The following is a 26,256-nucleotide window of genomic DNA, read 5'->3' as shown; positions in this document are numbered from 1 at the left end:
AGCCTAGTGGTGTGTCGCGGTCAGCTCGCCTGTCGTACGCGAGGGTCGGTGCCGGGCCTGGCCGTACGCGCGTCGTGCGCCGATTGCGACCAGCCGAGCCGGCGTTCGGCCGAGCCGGCGGGCAGTGCGACCGGCTCACTGGTCGAGACGATCCGCGCGCCCGGTTCGGTCATCCAGCGGTAGACCAGTCCGACCTCCTCGGCCGGCGCACCACGGAGCGGTCCGTCGCCGGGCAGTACGGTCTCGGCCGCGGCGACCAGTGCGTCGACGACGGGCATGGGGGAGACGCCGCGTCGTGCGCGTCCGGCCGCCGCGAGGCGTCCGTGCCGGATCACCGCGAACTGCCATCCCCGTTCGCCGTCGGGACGCGCGACGACGATCTCGGCGATCGCGCACAGCGCGGCCAGTCGCTGGCAACGGGCGAGGGTGTCGATGGTGAGCGCGAGCCGGTCCCGGTGCCGCGCCGCGGTCTCGAACATGTGGGCCTGCGCGAGGTCGGCGAGGCGTGCGGTGAGCCCGTCGAGGAGTTCGTCGGCCTCACCCCGCATGAGCCGCCGGGCCGCGGTGACGCGCGGGGAGTAGTCGGGCACCGTCTGAGGCTGCGCGGTGGCCGCCCGGCATGAGCCGGGGCGTCGGCGTCCGTCGGAGTCGGGGCACCAGTGATAACCGGTGGCGCCGAGCCGCTTGGTGCATGTGCGCAGACCGGCGGCCGCCGCGATCACGTCGGCGACGGTCGCGGCGTTGGTGCGATTGCCGACCGGGCCGATCGACTCGTCGGTGGGTGTGCGACTGACCTTCAGACGCGGGAAGCGTTCCTCGGTCAGAGTCACCCACCAACCCTTGTGCGGTTGCGTCGAACGCCGGTTGTAGGCCGGCGCATGTGCGCCCAGCAGCCGCAGTTCGCGAACGGCGGCTTCGAGGGGATGGGAGCACTCCACGATGTCGACCCGCTGGGCGAGGAGAACCATCTCGGCGATGCGACGACGCGGGTCGCTCCCGCTGAAGTACGACCGGACCCGGCGGCGGAGGTCCACCGCGGTACCCACATAGAGGACCTCGTCGGATGGGCCGCGGAAGAGGTAGACGCCGGGACGGGAGGGGATGTGATCGGCGAGCGTGCGTTTGGCCCGGAGGCGCGGGTCGGTCCGTGGCAGATACGACGTCAGGTCGCCGACGGTCGCGATGCCCTGGTTCCCGACGCGTTCGAGGAGCCGGTGGAAGACCTCCACCGTGGCGCGCGCGTCGTCGAGTGCCCGGTGGGTGGGCCGCACGGAGACGTCGAACAGGTCGGCGAGGGCGCTGAGTTTGACGGTCGGGGCTTCGTCGCGGGTCAGGATGCGCCGGGCCATGGTCACCGTGCAGAGGCTCAGGCTGAACGTCCACGGGAGCTGGAGCCGGATCGCGTTCTGCCGCAGGAAGCCCATGTCGAATCGAGCGTTGTGCGCCACCAGGATCGAGCCGCGGGCGAACTCGAAGAACGAGGGCAGCACCGACTCGATCCGCGGAGCGTCGGTCAGCATGGCGGTGGTGATCCCGGTCAGGGTGACGATCTGCGGGGGGATGGGCCGGCCGGGGTCGACAAGGGTGGCGAACTCGCCGATGATCTCGCCGCCGCGGATCTTGACCGCGCCGATCTCGGTGATCCGGTCCCGCGCCGGATCGGAGCCGGTGGTCTCCAGGTCGACGACGACGAGGGTCGTGTCGAAGAGCGAGCGGTCGCTGAACTCGTTCGACGAACCGCCCGTGGCCACCTGATCGGCGGCCTCCAGGTCGGCGAAGGTGAGCTGCCCGGCGGGGGAGCCGGCCACGCTGGTCTGCGTCACCCGGCGAACATTAGTTCGATCCACCGACAGCGCGGCGGCGGCGCACCGAGCGCCCGTCGATGTGGCTCGTGTGACTGGTGTGTCGATCACAGTTCGACGGACTTGTCGGTGGGTGCTCTTAGTCTCCACCTGGACGTGAGAAATGCGGTGCTCTCACGGCGACCACGACCCCTACGAGGGCCGACACGGCCCCGCCTCACCAGATGAGATGGAGATCACACTATGTACGTCGACTGCGCGCGCTGCCCCGCCCGTCCCGTCGCTTGCGACGGGTGCATGATGACGGTGCTGTTTGGCGGTCCGAGCTGGGACGATATGACGGACCAAGGTGGAGTTTCGGTAACGGCGGCAACGGTCGAGGCGGACGCCGAGATCGACCTCGCCATCGACGTTCTACAGGCTGCTGCAATGGTGACGAGTAGTGCTGCACGATCTGCAAGATCGGCTAAAACTGCAGCTCACGGGTCGGATCGACGCGCCTCTGTGACTGTCCTCAGGGCGGGCTGAGAATCGGCCGAGGTTTGGCTCTCGGTCGCTTAGTGGACAGAGCGCATCCGATTTCGTAACCTTTCTGAGACCTTGCGGAGCGTCCCGCTTCAACAGAAGTGGTCCGCAGTAGTCACCGCTCAATCGCCCTCGCGGGCGAACCGGGGAACCACAACCTTCGGGCGGGCTCGTCGGAGCGCATCACCTCGATGTGCCTCACGCGAAACCGTTCCGAATCGGGGTGAATCGCGTTGCCACGCATGAGTGTCCAGTGGATACCTCATGCGCGAAACACGCGTAGGGCCACTCTTCCGGCCCGAACCCGACAGCTAACTCGGTCGGCGGTACAGGAAGATCTGAAGGAGAACTCGCTTCGTGGCCAAACATCGTTTGGAACAGCCCAATCGTGGCAGCACGGTCGCAAAGAAGGCGGTGATCGCCGGATCGATCACGCTCGGTTCGCTCGCCGCTGCCGCCGGCCCTGCTCTCGCCGCCCCGGTCCACACCCCGCTGGGCACTTTCGAGATCCCGGCCCTGCCCGGTGCGAAGGCCCCGGAGGCCAAGCCCGCACCCGAGGCCACTCCCGTGAAGAAGTCGCCCGCGGCCACGGTCGAGATCCCCAACCTGGGACAGTTCACCGTGCCGGGTATCGCGCCGGATCAGATCCCGCAGCAGTTCCGTCCGCAGGGCGGCGCCCCCCTGGGCCAGCCGCAGCTGACCGCGGGCGAGAAGGCCGTCAAGGCCGCCGAGAGCAAGATCGGCTCGCCGTACTCCTACGGCTCCGCCGGCCCCAACGCATTCGACTGCTCGGGTCTCGTCTACTGGTCCTACAAGCAGGCCGGCAAGAACATCCCGCGCGACAGCTACGGCCAGCTCGGCGGCGGGCGCGCGGTGTCCTACTCCGATGCCAAGCCCGGCGACGTCATGATCTTCAACGGTGGCGGCCACGCCGGCATCTACGTCGGCAACGGCCAGTTCGTCCACTCGTCCAACTACGGCACGCCGGTCAAGCGCGACGCCGTCAAGGAGTGGACCCTGACGGGCATCCGTCGTTACTGACGACAACTGAACACGAACAGACTGAGCACGAGGGTCTCTGGCCGGGCGGATCGCGTGGATTGCGATCCGCCCGAACCAGTCCCAGGGGCCTGTCGGCGGCCTAGGGTGGTCGACGGGACGCGGGACGGGCGATCCGGGTGCTCAGGGATCGACGAGCACACACGAGGGAGTGAGTAGGACCGTGCTGATCGGGGAGGGACGGGCTCGCGCAACGCGGCCACGTATGCGTTCGGGTCCGCTGATGCTTGCGGCCTGCGTCCTGTCGGCGCTCGCCGTGCTCGTACCCACGGTCGCCGGCGGCGTCGGCGACGCCCGCGCGGTGCCCGCGCGCTCGGCCGATCAGCTGCTCGACCGCTACAAGCAGCTGGGCATCGACGCGGAGAAGACCACCGAGGCGATGCACAACGCGAAGATCGAGTACGACAAGCAGCGCGGCATCGTGACCGCGGCCAAGAAGGCGGCGGCCGAGGCGCAGCAGAAGCTCGACACGAGCCGTGCCCAGCTCGCGGTGCACCAGAACCGGGTCGACGCCATCGTGCGAGCCAGCTACCAGGGTGCGCGCGTGAGCGGCCTCTACGCGGTGATGATCAGCGACTCCCCGCAGGCCCTCCTCGATCAGATGTCGGGTCTGGACATGATCTCGCGTCAGGCGTCGGCGGATCTCACCGCCATCAAGAAGGTCCGGGCACGGACGGCGGTCGCGAAGAAGGACGCCGAACAGACGGCGGTGGCGGCCTCGGAGGCCGTCTCCCGCGCCGAGCGTGTGCGCGGTGATCTGCAGACGAAGCAGGCCGACCTGCAGCTCCAGGCGATCCAGATCCGGGCGATCTACAAGTCCATGACCGGAAAGCAGCTCGCGGCACTCCGCGGACCCACCTTCGACTTCGATCCGCGCCTGGTGCCCAGGGGCACCGCGGCCGGTCTCATCGCCGTCCAGGCCGCACTGACCCGGATCGGTGATCCGTACGTGTGGGGCGCCACCGGACCCGACTCGTTCGACTGCTCCGGTCTCATGGTCTGGGCCTTCAAACAGGCGGGCAAGACCATCCCGCGCTCGAGCGAGGCGCAGATGGGCGGCGGACAGTCCGTCGATCGCAACGACCTGAAGCCCGGCGACCTGATCATCTATTACCCGGACGCACATCACGTCGGCATGTACGTCGGTGACGGATATGTCATCCACGCGTCGACCTTCGGCGTACCGGTCAAGGTCGTGCCGATCGACGAGGCCGGTCCGTACAACTCCGCCCGCCGGTTCTAGTCCCCGGTGATCCCACGGCGCCGGCGTGCCGGCCCGGCCCTCGCCGTCGTCGCCCTGGCCCTCGTGGTGGCCACGGGGTGCGGGACGGTCGGAGTTCCCGGCGGCCCCGGCTCGTCCAGCGGGCCCGCAGCGTCGAGCACGGCGGTCAACGTCTACGAGCGTGATCGTGCCGCGGGGGTGACCCGACTGCTCGACTCGCTCACCGAGACCGTGCGTTCGGGCGACGTCCGGGCGATCGGCGCCCTGTTCGACACCGCCGCGACTCCCGCGTTCAAGAACAGATTCGTCACCGCGACCGGCACATTCGCGCCCCGCCGGTTCGCGCCGCGGGACGGTCGTGCCGGCACCCTGCGGTTCGCCTCGTTCACGTACCAGCTGGCGCCCACCGAAGAGGCGGAGGTGCTCGTACCGGCCGATCTCCAAGAACTCCTCGACGCCGGGGGGAGTTCGGACTCCTGGGTGGCACCGGTGGAACTGCGCTACGCACTCGGCGGCGAGACCGCCCCGGGTATCGCCGAGGCCGAGGTGGTCGTCGGCACCCAGTTCGTGGTCGCCCGTCACGGCGACGAGTGGCGCCTCGTCGGCGACGCCGAGGCCCTGGGGCGTGAGCCGCCACCCACACAGATGTGGGAGCTGCCCGGGCTCCAGGTCGCCGACACCGCCACGTCCGGGGGTACGTCGGTGGTCGCCTCGTATCCCCGGACGACTCCGACCGTGGCGACGCTGCGACGTGAACTGCCCGGGGCGGTCGACGCCGTCTCCGCGTTCTGGGGTGAGTCCTGGGATCGGCGTGCCGTCGTCGTGGCGACCGCGACCGACGACCAGTTCACCGCGCTGGTGCCCGACGGGCGCGCGGCCACCGGCACGGCCGCTGCGGCGACGGTGCACAGCAGTGTGGACCTGGTGCAGCGCACGGCGACCGGTCAGCGGATCATCCTGACCCCGACGGCCCGGGACCTCGCGCCTCCGACACTGGCCGTCGTGCTCCGGCACGAGCTGACGCACGTCGCCGCCCGCACCTCCACCGCCCTCGACGCGCCCCTGTGGATCACCGAGGGGGTGGCCGAATATGTCGGCCGCAAGGGCACCTACACGCGATTCGCCGACGCCGCGCCCGATCTGACCGCGGCCGTTCGCGCGGGTGCGATCCCGGCGGGTACACCCGCCGACGCCGACTTCGCGATGGACGGGCAGACTTCACAGGTGGCTTATCAGAGTGCATGGTCGTTGGCCGCCTACGTCGCCGATCGATTCGACGAGGCGCGTCTGAAGAAGATGTACGTGGGGGTCGCGGCGTCGGCCCTGCCCGCGGCCCAGGACGCCGCGATCACCTCGAGCCTCGGGTTGACGCGCGCCGAACTGGTCGACGGCTGGCAGCGCTGGCTCGCCCGGCAGGCCGACTGATGACCCGGACGTTGTTGCTCACCAACGATTTTCCGCCCCGACCCGGCGGCATTCAGTCCTATCTCCAGAACCTGGTGGACTTGCTGCCCCCGGAGGACGTGGTCGTCTACGCACCTCGCTGGCGGGGCGACTCGCACGAGAAGTTCGACGCGGCGGCGGCCTACCGGGTCTACCGGCACCCGACGACCCTCATGCTGCCCACGCCGTTCGTCGCGCGTCGCGCCGCCGAGATCGTGCGCCGGGAGCAGATCTCGACAGTGTGGTTCGGGGCGGCCGCACCGCTGGCCGTGCTGGCACCGGCGATGCGTCGTGCGGGCGCGCAGCGGATCATCGCGAGTACGCACGGCCACGAGGTGGGGTGGTCGATGCTCCCGGGCGCCCGCCAGGTGCTCGGTCACATCGGCCGCCACACCGACGTGATCACCTTCGTCAGCCGATACACCCGCGGCCGTTTCGCGTCGGCCTTCGGTGCTCGCGCGGCGCTGGAGCATCTGCCCCCGGGTGTCGACACCGAACGCTTCGCCCCGGACCCGATGCTGCGCCGACAGTTTCGCGAACGTCTCGGGCTGGGCGAGCGGCCGACGATCCTCTGCTTGTCGCGCCTGGTACCACGCAAGGGTCAGGACGTCCTGATCCGTGCGCTGCCGCTCATCCGGCGCACGATCCCCGACGCCGTGCTCGTCATCGTCGGCGGCGGCCCCTACGCGAAGACCCTGCGCGATCTCGCCGCCGACACAGGGGTGGCGGGTGAGGTGATCTTCACCGGTTCGGTGCCCGCCGACGAGCTCGCGGCGTACCACAACATCGCCGACGTGTTCGCGATGCCGTCCCGCACGCGGGGTCGAGGGCTGGACGTCGAAGGGCTGGGCATCGTCTACCTGGAGGCGTCGGCGTCCGGTGTGCCCGTGGTCGCGGGCCTGTCCGGTGGTGCGCCGGAGACCATCGAGGAGGGGGTCACCGGCACCGCCGTCGACGGCACCGATGTCGACGCGGTCGCCCTGGCGATCCTGTCGATCCTCTCCGATCGCGCGGCTGCGGCCGAGATGGGCCGGGCGGGTAGGCGTTACGTCGTCGAGAATTGGCAGTGGAGCCAGATGGCGGCCCGCCTGCGCCAGTTGCTCTGACGGCAACCGGCGCCGGCGGACCGGGCCACCGGCGGTGAGCTCACCGCTGGTAGATCGCCTCGATGTCGCCGGCGAACTTCTCCACGACGACGTTGCGCTTGACTTTGAGGGTCGGCGTCATCTCGCCGGTCTCCTCGGTGAAATCGGTCGGCAGGATCCGGAACTTCTTGATCGACTCGGCGCTGGACACGGTCTTGTTGGCGAGGTCGACGGCCGACTGGACCTCAGCGCGCAGGTCGGTGTCGTCGGCGAGGTCGGCGACCGTCGCGGACGCGGGCTTGCCGGTGCGTTCCTTCCACGCCGGGAACGCCTCGGGGTCGATCGTGATCAGTGCGGCCACAAACGGTTTCGCGTCACCGACGACGGTGGCCTGCGAGATCAGGGCATTGGCGCGGATGACGTCCTCGAGTCCGGCGGGGGAGACGTTCTTGCCGCCGGCGGTCACGATCAGTTCCTTCTTGCGGCCGGTGATCGTGATGAATCCATCGGCATCCACCGTGCCGAGGTCGCCGGTATGGAACCAGCCGTCGACCACGGCCGATGCGGTGGCCTCCGGGTTCTGCCAGTACTCGGTGAAGACGACACCGCCGCGAAGCAGCACCTCACCGTCATCGCCGATCCGAACAGCATTGCCCGACAACGGCTTCCCGACACTGCCGATCTTCGACGCCGACGGGGTGTTCACGCTGAAGGCCGCGGTGGTCTCGGTCAGGCCGTATCCCTCGAAGACGGGCACGCCGACGCCGGAGAAGAAGTGGCCCAGGCGGGCGCCGAGCGGCGCGCCGCCGGAGATCGCCATCTGGCACTCGCCGCCGAGGGCCGCTCGGAGCTTCTTGTAGACCAGTGCGTCGAAGACGCCGTGCTTGACCTTCAGTGCGAGACCGACCTGCCCTTTCTCCTTCGCCTGTGAGTAGGCGATCGCGGTCTCGGACGCGGCGTCGAAGATCTTGCCCTTGCCGCCGTCGTGGGCTTTCTGCCGGGCGGTGTTGTAGACCTTCTCGAACACGCGCGGCACCGACAGGATGAGCGACGGCTTGAAGACCGCGAACTCGTCCACCAGGTTCGGGATGTCGCTGGTGTGTCCCACCTCCGCGCCGGCCTCGATGGCGACGAGCGTGATGGCCCGGGCGAGCACGTGGGCGAGGGGCAGGAACATCAGCAGGCGCTTCTCGTCGCGCTCGATGACCTTGTCGAGGATGTCGCCGGCGAGGACGGCCCGTACCTCGGAGAGCATGTTCGCGTGGGTGAGTTCACAACCCTTCGGGCGTCCGGTGGTGCCCGAGGTGTAGATCAGGGTGGCCGGGTCGGCGGCCTTGACGGTGGCCCGGCGGGCTGCGACCTCGTCGTCGTGGACGTCGGCGCCCGCCGCGACGAGTTCGTCGACGGCGCCCGGCGCGCCGGTGCGGTCGATCTGGAAGACGGTGACCGGCGCGGTGAGGGAGTCGATGGACTCGAACTCGGCGCGGTGCCCGTCGTCCTCGACGACGATGGCCACGGCGCCGGAATCCTGCATGATCCACTCGATCTGGCCCGCGGACGACGAGTCGTAGATCGGGACGGTGATCGCACCGGCCGACCAGATCGCGAAGTCGAACAGATTCCACTCGAGGCGAGTGCGCGACAGCAGTGCCACCCGGTCGCCGGGATTGACGCCGGAGGCGATCAGGCCCTTGGCGATCGCGGAGATCCGGGCGGCGGCGTCCGCGGCGGTGACCGGTTCCCACCGGTCACCCTGCTTGTGGCGGAACACGATGTGCTGCGGTGATCGCTCCGCCAGGCCGAAGATGATGTTCGTGCAGTTCTCGTCGTCGGCGATCGAGAACTTCGCGGGCACGCTGTACTCACCCATCGTGGTTACCCTCCAGTAGACATCAGTGACCGAATCGTATCCCCGCTGCTGAATCGGACTGATCGCGACGTCGGTTTCGGGTGCACTACCCTGCGCCGACACGAGTATGTGAAGCTAGTGGGCGTGACGAGCATCCAGGTGGCCGACGAGGTCTTCGTCGCCGCGGCACCGCCGTCGGCAGCCGCTGTGATCGGCGACCCCGCCAACTGGCGTAAGTGGTGGCCGGACCTCCGTCTGGCGGTCACCGAGGACCGGGGCGAGCAGGGCGTGCGCTGGCGGGTCGAGGGTCCGGTGTCGGGGACGATGGAGATCTGGAACGAGGCCGTCCTCGACGGCTTCGTCCTGCACTACTTCCTCCATGCCGAGCCGACCGCCCCGCTGCCCGAGGACCCGCGAGCCCGGGCCGACGTGCTGGCCGAGGCGAACAAGCAGCGTCGGGTGACGGGCAAAGAGGTCTCCTTCGAGGTCAAGCGACTGCTCGAGGACGGCCGTGTCGTCGGCGGTCCGGCCGCGGGCCACGATGCCGCGCCCGGGCGACACACGACCGCGACCGGGGCCCGGTGATGGCCGACCACACCGAACGCGACATCGTGATCGGCGCCGACGCCGACGCCATCCTCGCCGTCATCGCCGACTTCGAGCACTACCCCGAGTGGGTGACCGCGGCCCGCGAGGTCGAGGTGCTGCGCACCGATGCATCCGGCCGTGCGCTGGAGGTTCGCTTCGTACTCGACGCCGGCGTTCTCCAGGACACGTATGTGCTTGCCTACGAATGGGATCCGAACACCACATCGGTCTCCTGGCGGCTCGTGTCGAGTGATCTGCAGAAGGATCAGCGCGGCCGCTACATACTCACGCAGCAGGTTCCGGGATCGACGAAGGTGACCTATGAACTCATGGTCGACCTGCAGGTGCCGATGATCGGGCAACTGAAGCGGCGCGCCGAGAAGGCCATCACCGATGCGGCGCTGAACGACCTCAAGAAGAGGGTCGAAGGCTGATCGATCTCACACCCATCCACGTGGTGCTCGGTCCGGGGGGTTCTGGTGTCTCCGCGATCGCCGCCGGCGGCGCGACCCAGCGTCCCGCCGCGAACCGGCCGACCCGCGCGACGCCGCGGTCGGGCCTCGCCGTCGCCGAATCCGACACCCTTCTCATCACCGTCGACCGCTGGTCGCCGGTGCACGACTGGGCGAGGGTGTATCGCCGGCCCGATGAGCCCGTGGTGGTGTCCAAGTACCTCCACCTGCTGAGCCTGGATCGACTGGATCTCACCGAACGCACCTGGTCGGCGTTCGTCGAGGTGCTCGAGCACACGGTGAGCCGCAGCAAGACGACGCTTCCCGGTGTCGGCACATTGGCCGGGATCGATGCCGCCGAGCTCACGTCGCTGCCCGGGATCGACGACTTCCTCGTCCTGCGTCGTATCCGCGACGAGGCGGTCAGCGGCCGGTGGCAGCGGATCGTCGTCGACTGCTCAGGGTGCGGAGACCCGCTCCAATTCCTGCGTGGCGGAGCAGTTCTCAGTCAGGCGCTCAATCGGTTCTGGCCCCGGCACCGACGTCTCGCGATGGCCGCCGAACGTCCGATGGTCGCCCAGCTGACGGCTGCGGTCGACGCCATCGACCGGGATTGCCTCGACATCGCCGAACTGTTCGCCGACCCGCACGCGGTCGCGGTGCATCTCGTGCTCGCCGCCGACGACCGGAGCCGGCGTCTGACCGGGTATCACCTCGCCGCCGCGGACCTCATGGGGTTGCCCCTCGCCTCGGTTCAGGTCAACGCGGGCGTCGGCGCCGAGCCCGCGGCCGTGATCGCCGACATGGTGCGGGCCGAGCTCGCGGACGCCGCCGGCTCCCGGTCCGTCCGCGTCCAGGTGGTCGACAAGTCGGCCGACACGATCGATCGCATGGCCCGGCTCCGCAAGCTGTCGGTGTCGCTGCCGGAGCCGCACGGGGTGCCGCGGGGCTCGGCCGCGGCCGAGGTCGAGGCCGGGCAGGGGCGCGTGGACGGGAAGCCGGCCGGCCCGGTGTATCGGTTGTCCTGGCCGCAGCGGCTACCGGACCCGGATTCGCTCGGCCTCGGGCGCAGCGGAGACGATCTGCTGGTGACGATCGCGGGTTTCCGCCATCCGGTGCGGTTGCCGTCGGTGTTGCGGCGATGCACCGTGGTCGACGCCGACTGGGACGGGACGCACCTGGGGATCGGGTTCGTCCCCGATCCGTCGGTGTGGCCCAAGCCGCAGAACTGATCCGATCGGTCCGGTCCGGAACGCCGGCACCGCGCGCAGATCCGACCACCTGCGGAAACGACGATGGTGGAATGATTCCGTCCGGTCGGGGTACGTTCGGAGACCGCACTGTTCGAGGCGGCGGGGTACGGTGCCGATGACCCCGACGACAGACACGCGGGTGGGTGTACACGCGGGGCCAGGAGAAGGGGAGTGTTCGCGATGGGCACGGACGACGAGACGTTCCGGCAGGCCGGTGACGGGTCCGCGGACGAGCGTCGTGACGGACCTGCCGACCCCGTGCGCGACCTGCTGCTCGGTCTGGCCGCGCAGATCGACCACCTGGCCGCGCTCTTCGCGCCGGCTCCGCAGCCGGCCGGCAGCGGTGGTGAAGAGGCGGCCGGGGCCCGACCCGGTTTCGCCACCCTCGTCGACGGTGGTCCGCTCGGCCATGCGCTCTCGGGCGCATCGGGAGAGATCACCTCGTTGCTCGCGGAGATCGGTGACCTGGTCGCCCGGTTGATCGCCGCCGTCATCGCCGTACTCGAGGCCATCGCCGAGGCGCTGCGCTCCTCGCCCACCTCGTCGTCGACACCACGCCAGTACGAACCGATCGCGGTGCGATTCAACGGCCCGGCTGCCGGTCGCGATGCCGGGGTGCCGCGCGCGGGTGACACATCGCGCCGGACCGCACCGCCCCCCGCCCCCGGGCCCGGGCAGGAGAACTGATGGGCGACTTGACGATCGGCATCGACATCGGCGGCACCAGCGTGCGCGCATCCGTGGTCGACGACCGGGGGACGATGCTCGACACGCTCCGCGCGCAGACCCCGCCCACCGCGGCTGCGCTCGAGCACTGCCTGGACCGGCTCGTCGGCGAGCTGACGTCACGGTGGGACGCGAAGGCCGTCGGACTCGCGATCGCCGGCTTCCTCACCACCGACCGTCGGATCGTCCGGTTCGCGCCGCACCTGCCCTGGCGCGAGGCGCCGGTGGCCGAGGAGATGACCCGGCGCGTCGGCATCCCGGTCTTCGCCGAACACGACGCCAATGCCGCGGCGGTGGCCGAGTGGCGGTTCGGGGCCGCCGCGCGCGGACACAACACCGTCGTGCTGGCGATCGGCACCGGAATCGGCGCGGGGTTCGTCATCGATGGGGAGATCTACCGCGGAAGTTACGGGGTGGCACCGGAACTCGGACATCTGACGATCGTCCCGGACGGGCGCGCCTGCGCCTGCGGCAAGCGCGGCTGCTGGGAGCGGTACTGCAGCGGCACCGCACTGGTCGACACCGTCGTGGAGCTGCTCGCCGACGGCGACTGGGGACGCAGCCAGCTCGCGGCCGACGTCGCGGCCGATCCCGGGTCGTTGACCGGCCGGCGGGTCGCCCGGGCCGCCGCGGACGGGGACGCCGTCGCGCTGGCGGCGTTCGGACGGTTCGCGACGTCGCTGGGTCAGGGGCTCGCGATGATCGCCGACATCTTCGACCCCGACCTCATCGTGCTGGCCGGGGGTGTCGGTGCGGCGTCGGGTCTGTTCCTGGACGAGGCCCGGGAACACTACGCCCGGCAGGTCACCGGCGCCGGACACCGCCAGCTCGCTCGCATCCGCGGTACCCAACTCGGCGAGACCGCCGGCGTCGTCGGCGCGGCAGAGGTTGCGCGCCAGGCGATCCGGTCGACCGCCCGCACCCTGGCCGAACCCGGCCCCGAGTCGCGTCCGGTCTCCGGGCTCTGACCGCTCCGCACGGCCACTGCCGATCCTGGCCGGACGGTAGAGTTCGACGCGGGTAAGGTCTTGGCGTCGGGGCACCCGTTGCGTTCCGCGGTCTCCGCGGGACGATCGGCCGGCGGGAAATCATCGGGTCGGTGTGCGCGGCGAGGAGAATCTCATGTGGTACTGGGCGTTCAAGTACATCCTTCTCGGCCCGATCCTGCGGGTCCTCGGCCGGCCGACCATCGAAGGGCACGAGAACATCCCGACCGACGGCCCGGCGATCCTGGCCAGCAACCACCTCGCGGTGATGGACAGTTTCTTCCTGCCCCTGATGGTGGACCGCCGCATCTACTTCCTGGCCAAGAGCGAGTACTTCACCGGCACCGGCCTCAAGGGCGGATTCCAGCGCTGGTTCTTCACCGCCGTCGGTCAGATCCCCATCGACCGGTCCGGAGCCGAGGCGGCCGAGGGCGCGCTGACCGCGGCGCGCCGCCAGCTCGACAAGGGCAAGCTGATGGGGATGTATCCCGAGGGCACCCGGTCGCCGGACGGACGCCTCTACAAGGGAAAAACCGGCCTCGCCCGGCTGGCCATGGACACCGGGGTGCCGGTCATCCCCGTCGCGATGATCGACACCCACAAGTTCAACCCGCCCGGCAGCATCCTCCCGCGCCCCACCCGGGTCGCGGTGCGCATCGGCAAGCCCCTGGACTTCTCGCGCTACGAGGGCATGGAGGGCAACCGCTACATCGAACGCGCGGTCACCGACGAGATCATGTACGAGCTGATGCAACTCTCGGGTCAGCAGTATGTCGACGTCTACGCCGCGAGCCTCAAGAACCAGGCGCCGCCGGTCGAGCCGCCCGCGGCCGGCGCCGCCGCCTGAGGAAGTTCCGAACCCCTCCGTCGGCCTGCGACCGAGGTGCGCGGAGCGCAACCGACGATCGACCCCCGCCCCTGAGGTGCGAGGAGCGATGGCGCCCCACCGCCCCTGAGGTGCGTTGAGCGCAAAGACAATCGACCTCCGCTCCCTGAGGAGCGATGGCGACGACCGACCACTGCTCCCTGAGGAGCGCCCGGAGCTTGCGGAGGGCGCGTCACGAAGGGTCTTGGCGAGACGAGTTGCGAGACCCTTCGTGACGCTCGCAAGCTCGCTCCTCAGGGAGCGGGGGTGGCGCTAGCACGCTCGCTCCTCAGGGAGCGGGGGTGGCGCAGGTGCGGATCAGCCGGCGTCGCCCACCCGGGTGCCGTCGAGGACGGCACACAGGTCGGGAATCCAGTCGCGATCTGCCGGCACGATCTCGGCGGCGTCGAAGAGCCGTAGTTCGTCGGCGGAGAACCAGCGCACGTCCAGGTGTTCGAGCGCGGTCGGCGTTCCGGACCGCAGCCGGGCCACGTACGCGTACAGGGTCAGTCCACCGGGCAGCGCCACGGGGGAGCCCACGGACTCCGCCGGTTCGACCTCGGCGCCGAGTTCCTCGCGGATCTCCCGGGTCAGCGCCGCCGCATGCGTTTCCCCCGATTCGACGCGGCCACCGGGCAGTTCCCACCGACCGGCGAGTTCGGCCGGGCGCGACCGCTGGGCGAGGAGCACCCGACCGTCGACGATGATCGCCGCGGCGACCACATCGAGTGGCCGGGAGTCCCGGGGATCGTCACGTGCGGCGCGGGTCGCGATCATCCAGGCGAAGGTGACGAACGTGGCGACCGGCCACGCGGCCCCGAAGACCGCCTCGAGTGCCGCCGGGGGCTCGGGACCGTACTCGATGGTGACCCGCAGAAGCCATGGGATGCCGAGCCCGGCGACCGCCACCCACATCGCGAGTACCGCTCGTGCGCCCCGACGCCGCGCCCCGGCGCCGTGGACGAGCCAGATCGCCAGCGGGATGACCCACACCCAGTGATGCACCCACGAGATCGGCGACACCAGCAGCCCGAAGAACTGCACCACGATCAGGATGCCCAGTGAGTCGGACACCGCTCGCCAGGCGAACACGGCCACCACGACGGCGACCAGGACGCCGATCATCCAGATCCAGCCCGTCCCGACGTCGAATCCGACGAAGCGGGACAGGGTGCCGCGCAGGCTCTGGTTGATCACCGCCTCGACCGGGCCGATCCGCTCGGCGTCGCCGAACAGGGTGCCGTAGTAGGTCCGGGTGACGTCCGGGAACAGCAGCAGACAGCCGAGGACCGTGAACACGAACGCGATCGCGGCGGCCACCGCGCCGAGGGGCTTGCGGGCGGCCAGATACCAGAGGCCCGAGATCGCCGGGGTCAGCTTGATACCCGCCATGAGACCGATGAGCGCACCGCCGGCCAGCACCCCGCGGTCGCTGCGCGCCCAGGACACCGCCAGCAGGGTGCCCAGCATCAGGAAGACGTTGATCTGGCCGTAGTCGAGGGTGACCCGCACCGGCTCACACCAGATCGCGGGCGCGGTCCACAGTGCGGCGACGGCGTAGACGTCGGTGGTCGACCCGCACAGACGCAAGGCGAGTACGACGCAGGCGTACAGCGCGCCGAAGGTCGCGAGTTGCCAGCCGATCGCCACCAGGTCCCACGGCACGAGCGACAGCGGGTACAGCACGACGGCCGCGAACGGCGGATAGGTGAAGGGCAGCGCGAAGTCGGTCTCACCGGCGTAGGTGAAGACATAGAGCGACCCGTCGGCGAGACCCGCCGAACCGTCGCGGTAAACGTGCAGGTCCACGAAGTTCCTGCCGTTCACGGTCAGCGTGTCCCAGACGAGCCGCGCGATGATCGACGCCGCCAGGAGAGCGGTCGCCAGCACAGACCTGGAGCGCACGAAATACCAGGGTAGACAGCCAGAGGGCGGTATGGCGAAACGGTGCGCGGTGCGCGGGTCGGCACGCGGGTGTGTGAATACTTGACCCATGCGCTTCTTCTACGACTCGGAGTTCATCGAGGACGGCACCACCATCGAGCTGGTCTCGATCGGGGTGGTCGGTGAGGACGGCCGTGAGTTCTATGCGGTGTCGACCGATTTCGACCCCGGCCGGGCGGGAGACTGGGTGCGGGCGAACGTACTGCCGAAGCTGCCGTCGCCGTCGTCGTCCGCGTGGCGGGACCGGCGCCGCATCCGCGAGGATCTGCTCGAGTTCCTCACCGCCGACGGCACCGACATCGAGCTGTGGGCCTGGGTGGGCGCCTACGACCACGTTGTGCTCTGCCAGCTGTGGGGTCCGATGACCGCGCTGCCCCGTGAGATCCCGCGTTTCACCCGCGAGTTGCGACAGCACTGGGAGGCCGCGGGCCGTCCGGCGCTGCCGCCCACACCGTCGGATGCGCACGACGCCCTGAGCGACGCCCGGCACAACCTGCGCCGCTGGGAGGCGATCGAGAAGGCGCGCGTCTGACCCGCGGACCGGTCGTCGGCCGCGTCTCCATTACCCTGGACGGGTGGTGAACTGGACCGTAGACGTGCCGATCGACGAGCTTCCCGAGCTCCCTCCACTACCGGGCGATCTGCAGACGCGTTTCGACGACGCGCTCAGCCGCCCCGCCGTGCAACAGCCGAGCTGGCCGGCCGACGAGGCGCGCAAGATGCGCACCGTCCTCGAGTCGGTTCCGCCGATCTGCATGCCCGCCGAGGTCCAGACGCTCGCCGCGCAGCTGGCCGACGTCGCCGAGGGGCGTGCCTTCCTCCTGCAGGGCGGTGACTGCGCGGAGACCTTCGCCGACAACACCGAACCGCACATCAAGGGCAACATCCGCACGCTGTTGCAGATGGCCGTCGTGCTCACCTACGGCGCGAGCATGCCGGTCGTGAAGGTCGCCCGGATCGCCGGCCAGTACGCCAAGCCGCGGTCGTCCGACACCGACGCCCTGGGTCTGCCCTCCTACCGCGGCGACATGGTCAACGGGTTCCCCGCCGATGCGGCAGTGCGGGCTCACGATCCGTCCCGTCTGGTGCGGGCGTACGCGAACGCGGCCGCCGCGATGAACCTCGTCCGGGCCCTCACCCAGGCCGAGGCGGACCTGACCCGGGTGCACGACTGGAACCGCGAGTTCGTGCGCACGTCGCCCGCCGGCGCACGCTATGAAGCCCTCGCCTCCGAGATCGACCGCGGTCTGCGGTTCATGGACGCGTGCGGTGTCACCGATTCGAACCTGAACTCCGCCTCCATCTTCGCCTCACACGAAGCGCTCGTCCTCGACTACGAGCGCGCCATGCTGCGTCTGGCCGACGACCCCGACGGTCCGGGCAAGGTGCTCTACGACCTGTCGGCCCACTTCCTGTGGATCGGTGAGCGGACTCGCCAGCTCGACGGTGCGCACATCGCGTTCGCCGAACTCGTCAGCAACCCGATCGGTGTGAAGATCGGGCCCACGACGACCCCCGAGCAGGCCGTCGAGTACGTCGAACGTCTCGATCCCCACAACGTGCCGGGCCGGCTCACACTCGTGGCGCGGATGGGCAACGGCAAGGTCCGGGATGTGCTGCCGGCGATCGTCGGCGCCGTCGAGGCGACCGGGCACAAGGTCATCTGGCAGTGCGATCCGATGCACGGCAACACCCACGAGGCGTCGACCGGTTTCAAGACCCGGCACTTCGATCGCATCGTCGACGAGGTGCAGGGCTTCTTCGAGGTGCATCGCGCGCTGGGCAGCCATCCCGGCGGCGTCCACGTCGAACTGACCGGCGAGGACGTCACCGAGTGTCTCGGTGGCGCACAAGAGATCTCGGATCTCGACCTCGGCGGGCGCTACGAGACCGCCTGCGATCCGCGCCTGAACACCCAGCAGTCGCTCGAACTCGCCTTCCTCGTCGCGGAGATGCTGCGCGGCTGAGCCTTCGCTCGCACCTCGGTATCTGCGGTCTGGCGGCCGTCGTGGACCACTGAAGAACTCCGCTCCTCAGGGAGCAGAGAACTCGGCCACTCGCACTGCAGGCGAGCAGGGAGTCAGCCGATCGCGAGGAACGTGCTGCCGACCCAGAAACCCAGGGCGCCGAGCCCCGCGGTGAGCAGCAGTACGACGACGATCCACATCAGCGCGCCCAGGCGGCTGCCGCCGATGAGTTCGGGCTCCACGGCTTCGGGCCGAGCGGTGCGGCGGGTCGCAGGGCGCGGCGACGGTGCGAGGTCCTCGTGTGCGGCGGCCGGTTGCTCGACCGGGGTGTCGTTCGCCTGCCGCACCGGCTCGGACGCCGGGGTGTGCGGACCCGGCACCGACTGCACTCGGGTGCCGTGTCCGGCGGGATCCGGGCCCCGGTAGCGGGACACCGTCTGTCGCTCGGCCGACCGGCGCGGCGCGGGCACCGTGAAGGGCGGGAGATCGAGTTCGTCGGCGACGGTGAGCAGCGCACGCTGCATGTCGAAGCCGTCCACATACCGGTCGGCGGGGTTGCGTTCGGTCGCGCGGAGCACGATCTCGTCGAACTCCTCGGGCACCCCCGCGATCACGTCACCGGGCGCCGGTACATCGAAGCTCAGTCGCTGGTAGGCGAGCGCGAGCGGTGAGTCGCCGGAGAAAGGTGTTCTGCCGGTGAGGAGTTCGAACATCATCACACCCATGGAGTAGACGTCGCTGCGCGCATCGGCGTGGGTGGACTCGACCTGTTCGGGGGAGAGGTAGGCGGCGGTCCCGAGTATCACGCTCGCCGAGGTCACCCCCGCTTCGGCGACGGCGCGCACCAGTCCGAAGTCGGCGACCTTGACCTCGCCCTCGTCCGAGATGAGTACGTTCTCGGGTTTCACATCGCGATGGACCAGTCCCGCGGCGTGCGCGGTGCCGAGTCCGCCCAGTACCGGCGCGGCCACCGCGACGACGGCGTGGGGCGGCATCGGGCCGCGTTCGCGCAACAGTTCGCGCAGACTGCCCCCGTCGACCAGTTCCATCACCAGGAAGGCGATGCCGTTGTCGATGCCCTGGTCGTAGACGGCGACGAGCCCGGGGTGCTTCAGGCCGGCGACCGCGCGGGCCTCGAACTCGAAGCGGCGCAGGAACTGTGGGTCGCCCGAGTATCGGGAGTCCATCACCTTCACCGCGACGTCGCGCCCGAGCCGCAGGTCGACCGCGAGGTAGACCGCCGACATGCCGCCGCGCGCGATGGGCGCGTCGATCCGGTACCGGTCCTCGAGGACGGTCCCGAGCATCGTGTCGACGGGGGAGTTCACGGTGCCGAATCTACCTGCAGCCCGGGCCGGTCGAGAGCATCGGCACGATGCCGAGACCGAGTGTGTTGCCGCGGGGGTTCGCGACGCTCGGTCGTCACGGTCGTCCCGACCCGGAGGTTTCTCCCGCTCCCGACGACCGGCTACCCTTTCGACGTGGGTTCCCTACCGTTGTCGCCTGACACTCTGCCTTCCGACACCGAGTTCCTGTCGATCGACGATGTCGCCGACCGCCTCGGGGTGTCGACCAACCGAGTGCGCACACTCATCCGTGACCATCACCTGCTCGCGGTCTCCCACGACGGGTACCCGGCGATTCCGGCGCTCTTCGTGGACGAGGACGGCGTCGCCAAGCATTTCTACGGACTCGTGGCGGTCCTGATCGACGGCGGTTACACGCGCGACGAAGTGATGGAGTGGCTGTTCACCGAGCAGGAAGACCTCGGTCTCCACCCGGCAGCTGCGCTGCACACGGATTTCGCCCGCGAGGTCATCCGCCGGGCGCAGGCCCAGGCTTTCTGACCGACGCCCCGGCCCCGAACTCCCCGGGCTCGGCCTCGGCGCGCTCCGACTTCGCCACGCCGGACCCCGCGCTGACATCCGACGCAGGAGTGCTCTCGCCGACCGGGGGCGCGCCCCACGCCCACCTCCCGAACCGGCCCAGCCACAACGGGTCCCGATGGGACAGCGACCACGCCGCGAGGCCCGCGAGCGCCGTCGCCAGCGCCACTTCGACCGGCTTGTAGAAGACGATCGCGTCGTCGGGCTGGAACACGATCAGCAGGAAGGTCGACGCGCCGACGACCGTCGCCCGGACCCACATCGGCAGGTCGAAGGCCACCGCGATCACCAGCACCCAGGTGTAGTACCAGGGCAGTGTCGACGGTTCGAGCAGGAGTACGGCGAGCATCGCCCAGGCCATCCCGGCCACCGCGTCGCGGACATCGTGCCGGTGTCGCCACCACACCGCGACGAGGGTCACCGCGAGGACGACCGAACCGATCGCCCGCGTGATCTCCAGAACCGGTTGCAGGTTGAGGGCGACGAAGGGCGCGGCGACCAGGGTGACGAGATGGGCGGCGAGGGTGGGGATGGTGAACCAGTTGATGATCACGTCGGCCCACCCCAGACCGGTCAGCCAGCCGAGTCCCAGGCCGATCGCCAGCGTCCACACCCCGAACACCGCGACCGCGATACCGACGATCGACGCGAACACCGTCACCACGTCGCGGGGTGTCACCGGGCGGCGAGAACGGATGTGCGACAGCCAGATCCACAACACGAACGGCAACGCGATCCCGGCGGTGATCTTGATCGACACGGCGAGCGCCAGGACCGACGTGCCCACCACGTGCCTGCCGTCGACCACCAGGACGATCCCCGTGACGAGCACGCCCATCATCAGCAACTCGACGTGCGGGCCCGCCACGAGGTGGATCAGGACCATCGGATTGAACAGCGCCAGCCAGAGTCCGCCCTGGGGGGAGGCGCCGAACCGTTCGGCCAACCGCGGGATCGCCCACAGCGACAAGAACAGTCCGGGCAGCAGGACGAGCCGGATGGCCAGCACGCCGACGACGACGTGGTCGCCGGTGATCTCGGTGACGACGCGCAGCATGCCCATGAAGAAGGGTCCGTAGGGGGCTGTCGTGGTGGCCCACACCTGCGCCATGCTGTCCACGAGCGGACCGGGAACATGAGCCGGGCCGTCGGCGTACGGATCGAAACCGGCACCGAACACCGCGCCCTGCGCCAGGTAGGCGTAGACGTCGCGGGAGTACACCGGCACCGCCACGAGCAGCGGGGCGGCCCACACCAGCACCCACCGTCTCAGCATCCGGATCGACGGCGACACGGCAGCGGGGGAGAAGACCCGACGCCCCAGCCGGACCCAGCCGAACACCATGAGGAAGACACCCAGCCAGAACAGGGTGCCGAAGATGTTCTTCCCGTGTCCGTAGGTGATCCAGCTCAGACCCAGGTCGGAGAGGACGGCAGAGTTCCGCGGCGGATCGCCGACCCCGAAGCTGCCCAGGCAGACGAGTACGGATCCGATCGCGCCGAGGACCAGATCGCCCCGGCCGGCCGCGCCGTCGTCGGACCGCGTCGCGGGGGTGTTCACGCCTCGCGGTGCGCGACGCGATGTGCGACCGCGATCAGCTCGGTGCGGATGTCCTCGCCGATGTCGGCGGCGTCAAGTGCCGACAGTGCCGACCCCAACAGCCCGTCGATCGAGTTCTCCACCTCGTCGACCGCGCCGACCTCGACGAAGATGCCACGCGCGGAGTCCAACTCGTCGTCGTCCAGCGGGCGTCCGAGGTAGGAACGCAGGCGGGCTCCGAGAGCCGGGTCGGCCGTATCGGCTCGTCGCAGGGCGATGGCGAGCAGCGCCGTGCGCTTACCGGAGACCAGATCGTCACCGGACGGCTTGCCGGTCCGCTCCGGATCGCCGAACACTCCGAGCAGGTCGTCGCGGAGCTGGAACGCGACGCCGAGATCGTGCCCGATCGACCGCAGGCCCGACACGAGCTGGTCGGACGCACCCGCCAGCCGAGCGCCCAGTTCGAGTGGGCGCGCCACGGTGTAGGCGGCGGTCTTGAACTCCATCACGCGGTAGGCGGCCTCGGTCGAGTCGTCGCCGCCGGCCTCGTTCACGATGTCGAGGAACTGCCCGCCGAGGACCTCGGTTCGCATCGCCGCCCACGTCGCGCCCACCTCGGTGGGCAACCGGTGGCCGCCGTCCCCGCCGGTTGATTCGTCCCCGCCGGTTGAGCTTGTCGAAACCCCCGGTCGGTGCCCGTGGACCAGGTCGTCCGCCCAGGCGAGCGCGAAGTCGCCGGCGAGGATCGCGGCCGCGACCCCGTGCGCCCCGGCGTCCCCCGCCCACTTCGCGTCCGCGTGGCGCGACTCGAACTCCCGATGGACCGTGGGATACCCGCGGCGGGTGTCCGACCGATCGATGATGTCGTCGTGGATCAGGGCGCAGGCCTGCACGAGTTCGAGGGCGGCGCACACCCGCAGCGCGTCCCGCGGGCCGGGCGCGTCGGTCCCGGCGACCGTGCGGTCGGACGACGATGTCCCGCAGCGCCACCCCGCGAAGGCGAAGATCGGCCGGATGCGCTTGCCGCCGCGCAGCACGAAATCCCGGATCAGTTCGGCGGCCTCGCCGACCACCGGCGCGATCGAGGTGGTGGCGGGCACCGCGTCGGCGAAGAAGGCCCGCAATTCGGCCTCGACGGCGCCCGGGACCGCATCGAGCGAGGTGGGCGTGGGGATCGTGGAGGTCACCCTGCCAGGCTATGCGACCTGCTCCGTACACTGTGCGAGTGACCCCAACCGCTCCCGCACCCTCGATCGTCGAACGCCTGTCCGCTCCGCACCGCGGCCCGGTCCCGTTCTCGGTCGAGTTCTTTCCGCCGCGTGACGCCGAGGCCGAGTCCCGGCTCTGGCGGGCGGTGCGCATCTTCGAGCGGTTGTCCCCGGCGTTCGTGTCGATGACCTATGGCGCCGGTGGTTCCACCCGGGACCGCACGGTGCGCATCACCGGCGAGCTCGCCGCGCAGACCACGCTGCTGCCGGTGGCCCACCTGACCGCGGTCAACCACAGCGTCGCGGAACTGCGGGCATTGGTGGGCGCCTATGCCGACCAGGGCATCACCAACATCCTCGCGCTGCGCGGCGATCCGCCCGGTGATCCGCTCGGCGAGTGGGTCGCCCATCCCGAAGGAGTCGAATACGCCGAGCAACTGGTCCGGCTCATCGACACCCTGGGCGACTTCCACGTCGGAGTGGCGTCGTTCCCGGAGACCCACCACCGGTCGCCCGACATCGATCACGACACCCGCACGCTGGTGGACAAGTTACGAGCCGGTGCCGAGTACTCCATCACCCAGATGTTCTTCGACGTCGAGCACTACCTGCGGCTACGCGACCGGGTCGCGGCCGCCGATCCGGAGCAGGGGCTCAAGCCCATCATCCCGGGCATCATGCCGGTGACCTCACTGGCCACCGCGCGGCGGATGGTCGAGCTGTCGGGTTCGGTGATCCCGGCCGACGTCGAGGAACGTTTCGCCAAGGCCGCGGGCAACGGCGCCGAGGAGGACCGCGCGTCGGTCCGTGCCGTCGGCATCGACTTCGCCACCGAGATGGCGCAGCGCCTCGTCGCCGAGGGTGCGCCGTGCCTGCATTTCTGCAGCCTCAACTTCGCGAAGGCCACGACGGAGGTCCTGGGCCGACTCGGCGTGGACGTCGACGCCGCGTTGCACGTCCCCGTCTGAACCGCCCGAGTCGTTCCGCCGGGACCGGACCGATGTCGCCGCCGGMYCGGYRTCGAYGCCGRKCCGGCGGCGACATCACGGGCCGGCGGGCGGCTTTCGGTCCGCGGGCGGCGGCGACGGTGCCGATGACGGACCCGCCCCCTCACGCCCGGCTCCTGCGGGATCGGCGGCAGCGGCGAGGCCCTCGCCGGAGATCGTCGACGGCGCACTGGTGGTCGCCACCGGGCGGCCGGGCCGCGGACCGCGATAGCGCTTGGTGTAGGCGATCCGGACGATCACCAGGACCACCACGACGCACAGCAGGGCGACGAACCACGACCAGCTGCTGACCGCGGCGGTCGCCGGGTCCGGATAGGTGGCGTCGGCGCTGAAGTCCGATGGTTCACCGGGTGCGGGCGTCCAGGTCACGGTCGATTCGCCGACCTGTTCGCCGTTCGTCGCGGTCACCGGTCCGCCGAAGGTGACGGTCAGCTGAACGTAGTCGCGATCCGGGACGAGCTCGGTCAGATCGGTGTCACCCCGGAATCGCACGACCTCGCCGCTGCGCTTGGCGGTGAGGTCCATCGTGAGCGAGGTGTCGCCATAGGCATCGGCGACGATGTCGCCGAGCTGGGCGAACTGACCCGCCGTGAGATCACTGAACGTCGCTCGCGTGCCCACCCGGACGGCGGGATCGTCCTCGTCGGGATTTCCGTCCGCGGCGTCGTCGTTCCCGGCGGTCTCGGAGGGGGACGGGGATTCGGGTGCGGTCGGGTTCTCGGGTTCGGCGCCGGGGGTCGACGACGGCGCGTCGGCTCGCTCGGGCGCCTGCCGGTAGTCGGTGACCGAGACCTGTCCGACCATCGACTCGGGGAGATCGAACTGGGGTGTTCCGCGCGGATTGTCCGGGGTGGTCGCGACGACCACGCTGCCCGAATAGCGGTCACCGACCGTCGTCGAACGTTCGAGACAACCGGCCATCAGCGGGGACAGGACGACGAGGGCGACGGCCACCGCGGACGGCAACAGGCGCCGGGCTCGGCGGGACTCGGGCGCACCCGGTACGGGATTCGACGAACGCACGGTGCTCATCGTGCCAGACCCCGGCGCAAGCGCGGGTCACCCATCGCGCCGCGCCGCGTCGGGTGTCCGGCCCCACGACCCGAACTGCCTCGGCCCCGAAAACGTACCGGGGATACGCCCCACACGAGCCCACGGCGGCAGGTCGCCGCCGGCGGTCGACCCCATGGTGCGTCCCGGGCGCTTCTCGGGTCGGGTGGTCGGCGGGTCAGGATCGGCGGCCGAACCCCCGGCGCCCGCGCCGCAGGACCGACTGCGCGGCGATGTACCCGCTCGCGCCGGTGACGCCTCCGCCGGGGTGTGTCGACGCGCCGGCGAGGAGCAGCCCGTCGGCGCCGGGCACCCGGTGACCCGCGAGGTCGGGGGTCGGACGCCACATGAACATCTGGTCGATGGACATCTCGACGTGCATGATGTTGCCGCCGATCAGACCCAGCTCGTCGGCGAGGTCACGCGGGGTCTGGATGTAGCGGTGCGCGATCGACTCGGCGAAACCGGGTGCATGCCGGTCGACTTCGTCGCAGACGGCCTTCGCGGCACGGTCGGCCACAGCCGGCCAGTCGTCCCCGGCCAGCCGGTACGGGTGCCATTGCGCCCACAGGTTGATGACGGAACGGCCCGGCGGCGCGAGTGTCGGATCGATCGCCGAATAGCTCATCGCGACCACGGCGGGCCGTGGCGGGAGCTCGCCCACCGACGCCGCGGCGTGGGCTCGGGTGAGATGGGCGCGGTCGGTGACCAGCAGGCCGAGAGCGGAATGCACGCCGTGCTCGGGCAGGTCGCCCGGCAGATCCCGGTACGCGGGCAGACTCGTCGTCCCCAACCGAACGGCCATCCCGATTCCGTTGCCGACGACGATCGTGCGCCGCCACCGGTCGATGGTGCCGGCGTCGTAACCGCCGGCGGCGAGGAGATCCAGCGTCGTCAGCACGTGGCAGGCATTGATCACGGTGCCCGCACAGCGGGTTTCGCCACCGCGGGTGAGCACCCGCCAGTGGTCGCCGCACCGCGCGATCGACACCGCGGGGTCGCCACACGAGACGATGCCGCCGTCGTGGTCGAGCCGGTGTACGAGTGCGTCGGTGAGGGCGCCGCTGCCACCGATCGCGCGGCCCGGTGGAATCCGGTGCATGAGTGCGGCGAAGCCGATCATCGGTGCGGTGCCCGGGGCACTCATCGGCGGCCCGGACTGCGCGCCGAACCACGCCAGTCCGGCCTTGAGCTGTTCGGAGTCGAAGTATTCGTCGAGCAGCGAGTCGCCCGAGGCCATCAGCTCCGCGGTGAGGTTCAGCACCCGGCCGCCCCGCCGGCCGAAGAATCCGGTGCGCGCCGTCGTCGCGGTCTCGCCGAGCCCGCCGAACGCCCGGCCGAACCGGCCCATCGTCGCGGGTTGGTAGAACGCGTCCATGACCGCGCGGGCACGTGGCGTCCATGTCGCGACGAATCGGCGGTAGGCAGCGGCATCGGCAGCGCCACAGGCATTCTCGATCGACGCGCAGGTGGCGTCGAGATCGGTGCGGAAAATGATCGGCGGGGCCGACTCGGTCGCCGGGACGAACGCCCACGGATCGCAGTCGACGTACCGCAGCCCGTGTGCGGCCAGCTCGAGATCGTCGAGGACGGGGGAGTGGCGGATCATCAGGTGCGACGACGACCCGCGGTCGACCCGGTGCCCGGGGAACCGTTCGACGGTAGAGACGGCGCCGCCGGGGATCTCGTCCCGCTCGAGGACCTCCACCTCCCGTCCGGCCTGTGCCAGATAGGCCGCGGCGATCAGCCCGTTGTGGCCCCCACCGATGATGACGGCGTCACGCCGGGTTCCGTGCATG

General features: G+C 70.1%; 22 protein-coding genes and 1 riboswitch. Of the genes, 14 read left to right on the top strand and 8 right to left on the bottom strand.

Annotated features, from left to right (window positions below):
• Positions 1-20 precede the first annotated feature (20 nt).
• The gene (locus CA982_RS09335; RefSeq protein ID WP_086535051.1) at positions 21-1,823 is read right to left on the bottom strand and encodes a DEDD exonuclease domain-containing protein; all 1,803 of its coding nucleotides are present in this window, start codon (positions 1,821-1,823) and stop codon (positions 21-23) included.
• 613 nt (positions 1,824-2,436) lie between these two features.
• A riboswitch (cyclic di-AMP (ydaO/yuaA leader) is annotated at positions 2,437-2,668 on the top strand.
• A 16-nt stretch (positions 2,669-2,684) separates the two neighbouring features.
• Here CA982_RS09335 and CA982_RS09325 point away from each other — a divergent pair.
• The 4 genes from CA982_RS09325 (at position 2,685) to CA982_RS09310 (ending at position 7,157) form a co-directional block, all read left to right on the top strand.
• Positions 2,685-3,368, top strand: coding sequence for a C40 family peptidase (locus CA982_RS09325; RefSeq protein ID WP_086535049.1), 684 nt, complete (start codon positions 2,685-2,687; stop codon positions 3,366-3,368).
• A gap of 223 nt (positions 3,369-3,591) precedes the next feature.
• Positions 3,592-4,629, top strand: coding sequence for an NlpC/P60 family protein (locus CA982_RS09320; RefSeq protein ID WP_086535048.1), 1,038 nt, complete (start codon positions 3,592-3,594; stop codon positions 4,627-4,629).
• A gap of 6 nt (positions 4,630-4,635) precedes the next feature.
• Positions 4,636-6,033 (top strand): hypothetical protein, encoded by a 1,398-nt coding sequence (locus tag CA982_RS09315; protein WP_086535047.1) that lies wholly within the window; start codon positions 4,636-4,638, stop codon positions 6,031-6,033.
• Positions 6,033-7,157, top strand: a complete 1,125-nt coding sequence (locus CA982_RS09310) for a glycosyltransferase family 4 protein (protein WP_086535046.1) — start codon at positions 6,033-6,035, stop codon at positions 7,155-7,157. Before CA982_RS09315 ends, CA982_RS09310 begins: the two co-directional genes overlap by 1 nt.
• Positions 7,158-7,197: 40 nt before the next feature.
• Here CA982_RS09310 and CA982_RS09305 read toward each other — a convergent pair whose 3' ends face one another.
• A complete protein-coding gene (locus CA982_RS09305; RefSeq protein WP_086535045.1) occupies positions 7,198-9,006 on the bottom strand; it encodes an AMP-dependent synthetase/ligase in 1,809 nt (602 codons plus the stop codon).
• 108 nt (positions 9,007-9,114) lie between these two features.
• Here CA982_RS09305 and CA982_RS09300 point away from each other — a divergent pair, with 108 nt between their 5' ends.
• The 6 genes from CA982_RS09300 (at position 9,115) to CA982_RS09275 (ending at position 13,837) form a co-directional block, all read left to right on the top strand.
• Complete coding sequence (locus CA982_RS09300) at positions 9,115-9,570, top strand: hypothetical protein (protein WP_167383346.1); 456 nt, start codon at positions 9,115-9,117, stop codon at positions 9,568-9,570.
• Positions 9,570-10,007, top strand: coding sequence for an SRPBCC family protein (locus tag CA982_RS09295; protein WP_086535043.1), 438 nt, complete (start codon positions 9,570-9,572; stop codon positions 10,005-10,007). Before CA982_RS09300 ends, CA982_RS09295 begins: the two co-directional genes overlap by 1 nt.
• Positions 10,008-10,027: 20 nt before the next feature.
• Positions 10,028-11,257 (top strand): ArsA-related P-loop ATPase, encoded by a 1,230-nt coding sequence (locus CA982_RS09290; RefSeq protein ID WP_086535042.1) that lies wholly within the window; start codon positions 10,028-10,030, stop codon positions 11,255-11,257.
• A 201-nt stretch (positions 11,258-11,458) separates the two neighbouring features.
• Positions 11,459-11,965, top strand: coding sequence for a hypothetical protein (locus tag CA982_RS09285; protein WP_086535085.1), 507 nt, complete (start codon positions 11,459-11,461; stop codon positions 11,963-11,965).
• Positions 11,965-12,972: an ROK family protein gene (locus CA982_RS09280; protein ID WP_086535041.1), complete on the top strand. Its 1,008-nt coding sequence runs from the start codon at positions 11,965-11,967 to the stop codon at positions 12,970-12,972. Before CA982_RS09285 ends, CA982_RS09280 begins: the two co-directional genes overlap by 1 nt.
• Positions 12,973-13,126: 154 nt before the next feature.
• Positions 13,127-13,837 (top strand): lysophospholipid acyltransferase family protein, encoded by a 711-nt coding sequence (locus CA982_RS09275; RefSeq protein WP_086535084.1) that lies wholly within the window; start codon positions 13,127-13,129, stop codon positions 13,835-13,837.
• Positions 13,838-14,173: 336 nt separating this feature from the next.
• On the opposite strand, the gene CA982_RS09270 is transcribed toward CA982_RS09275, so the two are convergent.
• The gene (locus tag CA982_RS09270; RefSeq protein ID WP_086535040.1) at positions 14,174-15,745 is read right to left on the bottom strand and encodes a mannosyltransferase; all 1,572 of its coding nucleotides are present in this window, start codon (positions 15,743-15,745) and stop codon (positions 14,174-14,176) included.
• A 103-nt stretch (positions 15,746-15,848) separates the two neighbouring features.
• On the opposite strand from CA982_RS09270, the gene CA982_RS09265 reads away from it, so the two are divergent.
• A complete protein-coding gene (locus CA982_RS09265) occupies positions 15,849-16,331 on the top strand; it encodes a polyadenylate-specific 3'-exoribonuclease AS (RefSeq protein ID WP_004022893.1) in 483 nt (160 codons plus the stop codon).
• A gap of 43 nt (positions 16,332-16,374) precedes the next feature.
• On the top strand, positions 16,375-17,766 hold the full coding sequence (locus CA982_RS09260; RefSeq protein WP_086535039.1) for a class II 3-deoxy-7-phosphoheptulonate synthase: 1,392 nt from the start codon (positions 16,375-16,377) through the stop codon (positions 17,764-17,766).
• Positions 17,767-17,879: 113 nt separating this feature from the next.
• Here the strand turns inward: CA982_RS09260 and CA982_RS09255 are convergent, their stop codons facing one another.
• Positions 17,880-19,094 carry a protein kinase domain-containing protein gene (locus CA982_RS09255; protein WP_086535038.1) on the bottom strand — a complete coding sequence of 405 codons (1,215 nt, stop codon included), beginning with the start codon at positions 19,092-19,094 and terminating at the stop codon, positions 17,880-17,882.
• Between the two features lie 153 nt (positions 19,095-19,247).
• Between CA982_RS09255 and CA982_RS09250 the strand changes: the two genes are divergently transcribed.
• Positions 19,248-19,613 (top strand): Rv2175c family DNA-binding protein, encoded by a 366-nt coding sequence (locus tag CA982_RS09250; RefSeq protein ID WP_086535037.1) that lies wholly within the window; start codon positions 19,248-19,250, stop codon positions 19,611-19,613.
• On the opposite strand, the gene CA982_RS09245 is transcribed toward CA982_RS09250, so the two are convergent.
• The gene (locus CA982_RS09245; protein ID WP_086535036.1) at positions 19,582-21,213 is read right to left on the bottom strand and encodes an alpha-(1->6)-mannopyranosyltransferase A; all 1,632 of its coding nucleotides are present in this window, start codon (positions 21,211-21,213) and stop codon (positions 19,582-19,584) included. The genes CA982_RS09250 and CA982_RS09245 overlap by 32 nt on opposite strands.
• A complete protein-coding gene (locus tag CA982_RS09240; protein ID WP_086535035.1) occupies positions 21,210-22,379 on the bottom strand; it encodes a polyprenyl synthetase family protein in 1,170 nt (389 codons plus the stop codon). The genes CA982_RS09245 and CA982_RS09240 overlap by 4 nt, the downstream gene beginning before the upstream one ends.
• An 11-nt stretch (positions 22,380-22,390) precedes the next feature.
• On the opposite strand from CA982_RS09240, the gene CA982_RS09235 reads away from it, so the two are divergent.
• Positions 22,391-23,368 carry a methylenetetrahydrofolate reductase gene (locus CA982_RS09235; protein WP_086535034.1) on the top strand — a complete coding sequence of 326 codons (978 nt, stop codon included), beginning with the start codon at positions 22,391-22,393 and terminating at the stop codon, positions 23,366-23,368.
• A 75-nt stretch (positions 23,369-23,443) separates the two neighbouring features.
• On the opposite strand, the gene CA982_RS09230 is transcribed toward CA982_RS09235, so the two are convergent.
• Entirely contained in the window at positions 23,444-24,439 is a 996-nt protein-coding gene (locus CA982_RS09230; protein WP_086535033.1) for an LppM family (lipo)protein, read from the bottom strand.
• A gap of 196 nt (positions 24,440-24,635) precedes the next feature.
• A complete protein-coding gene (locus CA982_RS09225) occupies positions 24,636-26,255 on the bottom strand; it encodes a phytoene desaturase family protein (protein ID WP_086535032.1) in 1,620 nt (539 codons plus the stop codon).
• Between the last annotated feature and the right edge of the window lies 1 nt (position 26,256).

Origin of the sequence: Gordonia lacunae, from assembly GCF_002149015.1 — a bacterium.
GTDB classification, from domain to species: Bacteria; Actinomycetota; Actinomycetes; order Mycobacteriales; family Mycobacteriaceae; genus Gordonia; species Gordonia lacunae.
The sequence above is the reverse complement of the archived record's forward strand: the minus strand, read 5'-3'. Positions and strand labels throughout refer to the sequence as shown.

What these genes read in the sequence shown, in the direction of transcription:
- CA982_RS09320 (WP_086535048.1), top strand. Translation starts at nt 3,592, where the DNA reads ATGCGTTCGGGTCCGCTGATGCTTGCGGCCTGCGTCCTGTCGGCGCTC.
- CA982_RS09310 (WP_086535046.1), top strand. Translation starts at nt 6,033, where the DNA reads ATGACCCGGACGTTGTTGCTCACCAACGATTTTCCGCCCCGACCCGGC.
- CA982_RS09305 (WP_086535045.1), bottom strand. Translation starts at nt 9,006, where the DNA reads ATGGGTGAGTACAGCGTGCCCGCGAAGTTCTCGATCGCCGACGACGAG.
- CA982_RS09295 (WP_086535043.1), top strand. Translation starts at nt 9,570, where the DNA reads ATGGCCGACCACACCGAACGCGACATCGTGATCGGCGCCGACGCCGAC.
- CA982_RS09285 (WP_086535085.1), top strand. Translation starts at nt 11,459, where the DNA reads ATGGGCACGGACGACGAGACGTTCCGGCAGGCCGGTGACGGGTCCGCG.
- CA982_RS09280 (WP_086535041.1), top strand. Translation starts at nt 11,965, where the DNA reads ATGGGCGACTTGACGATCGGCATCGACATCGGCGGCACCAGCGTGCGC.
- CA982_RS09275 (WP_086535084.1), top strand. Translation starts at nt 13,127, where the DNA reads ATGTGGTACTGGGCGTTCAAGTACATCCTTCTCGGCCCGATCCTGCGG.
- CA982_RS09265 (WP_004022893.1), top strand. Translation starts at nt 15,849, where the DNA reads ATGCGCTTCTTCTACGACTCGGAGTTCATCGAGGACGGCACCACCATC.
- CA982_RS09235 (WP_086535034.1), top strand. Translation starts at nt 22,391, where the DNA reads ATGCGACCTGCTCCGTACACTGTGCGAGTGACCCCAACCGCTCCCGCA.
- CA982_RS09230 (WP_086535033.1), bottom strand. Translation starts at nt 24,439, where the DNA reads ATGAGCACCGTGCGTTCGTCGAATCCCGTACCGGGTGCGCCCGAGTCC.
- CA982_RS09225 (WP_086535032.1), bottom strand. Translation starts at nt 26,255, where the DNA reads ATGCACGGAACCCGGCGTGACGCCGTCATCATCGGTGGGGGCCACAAC.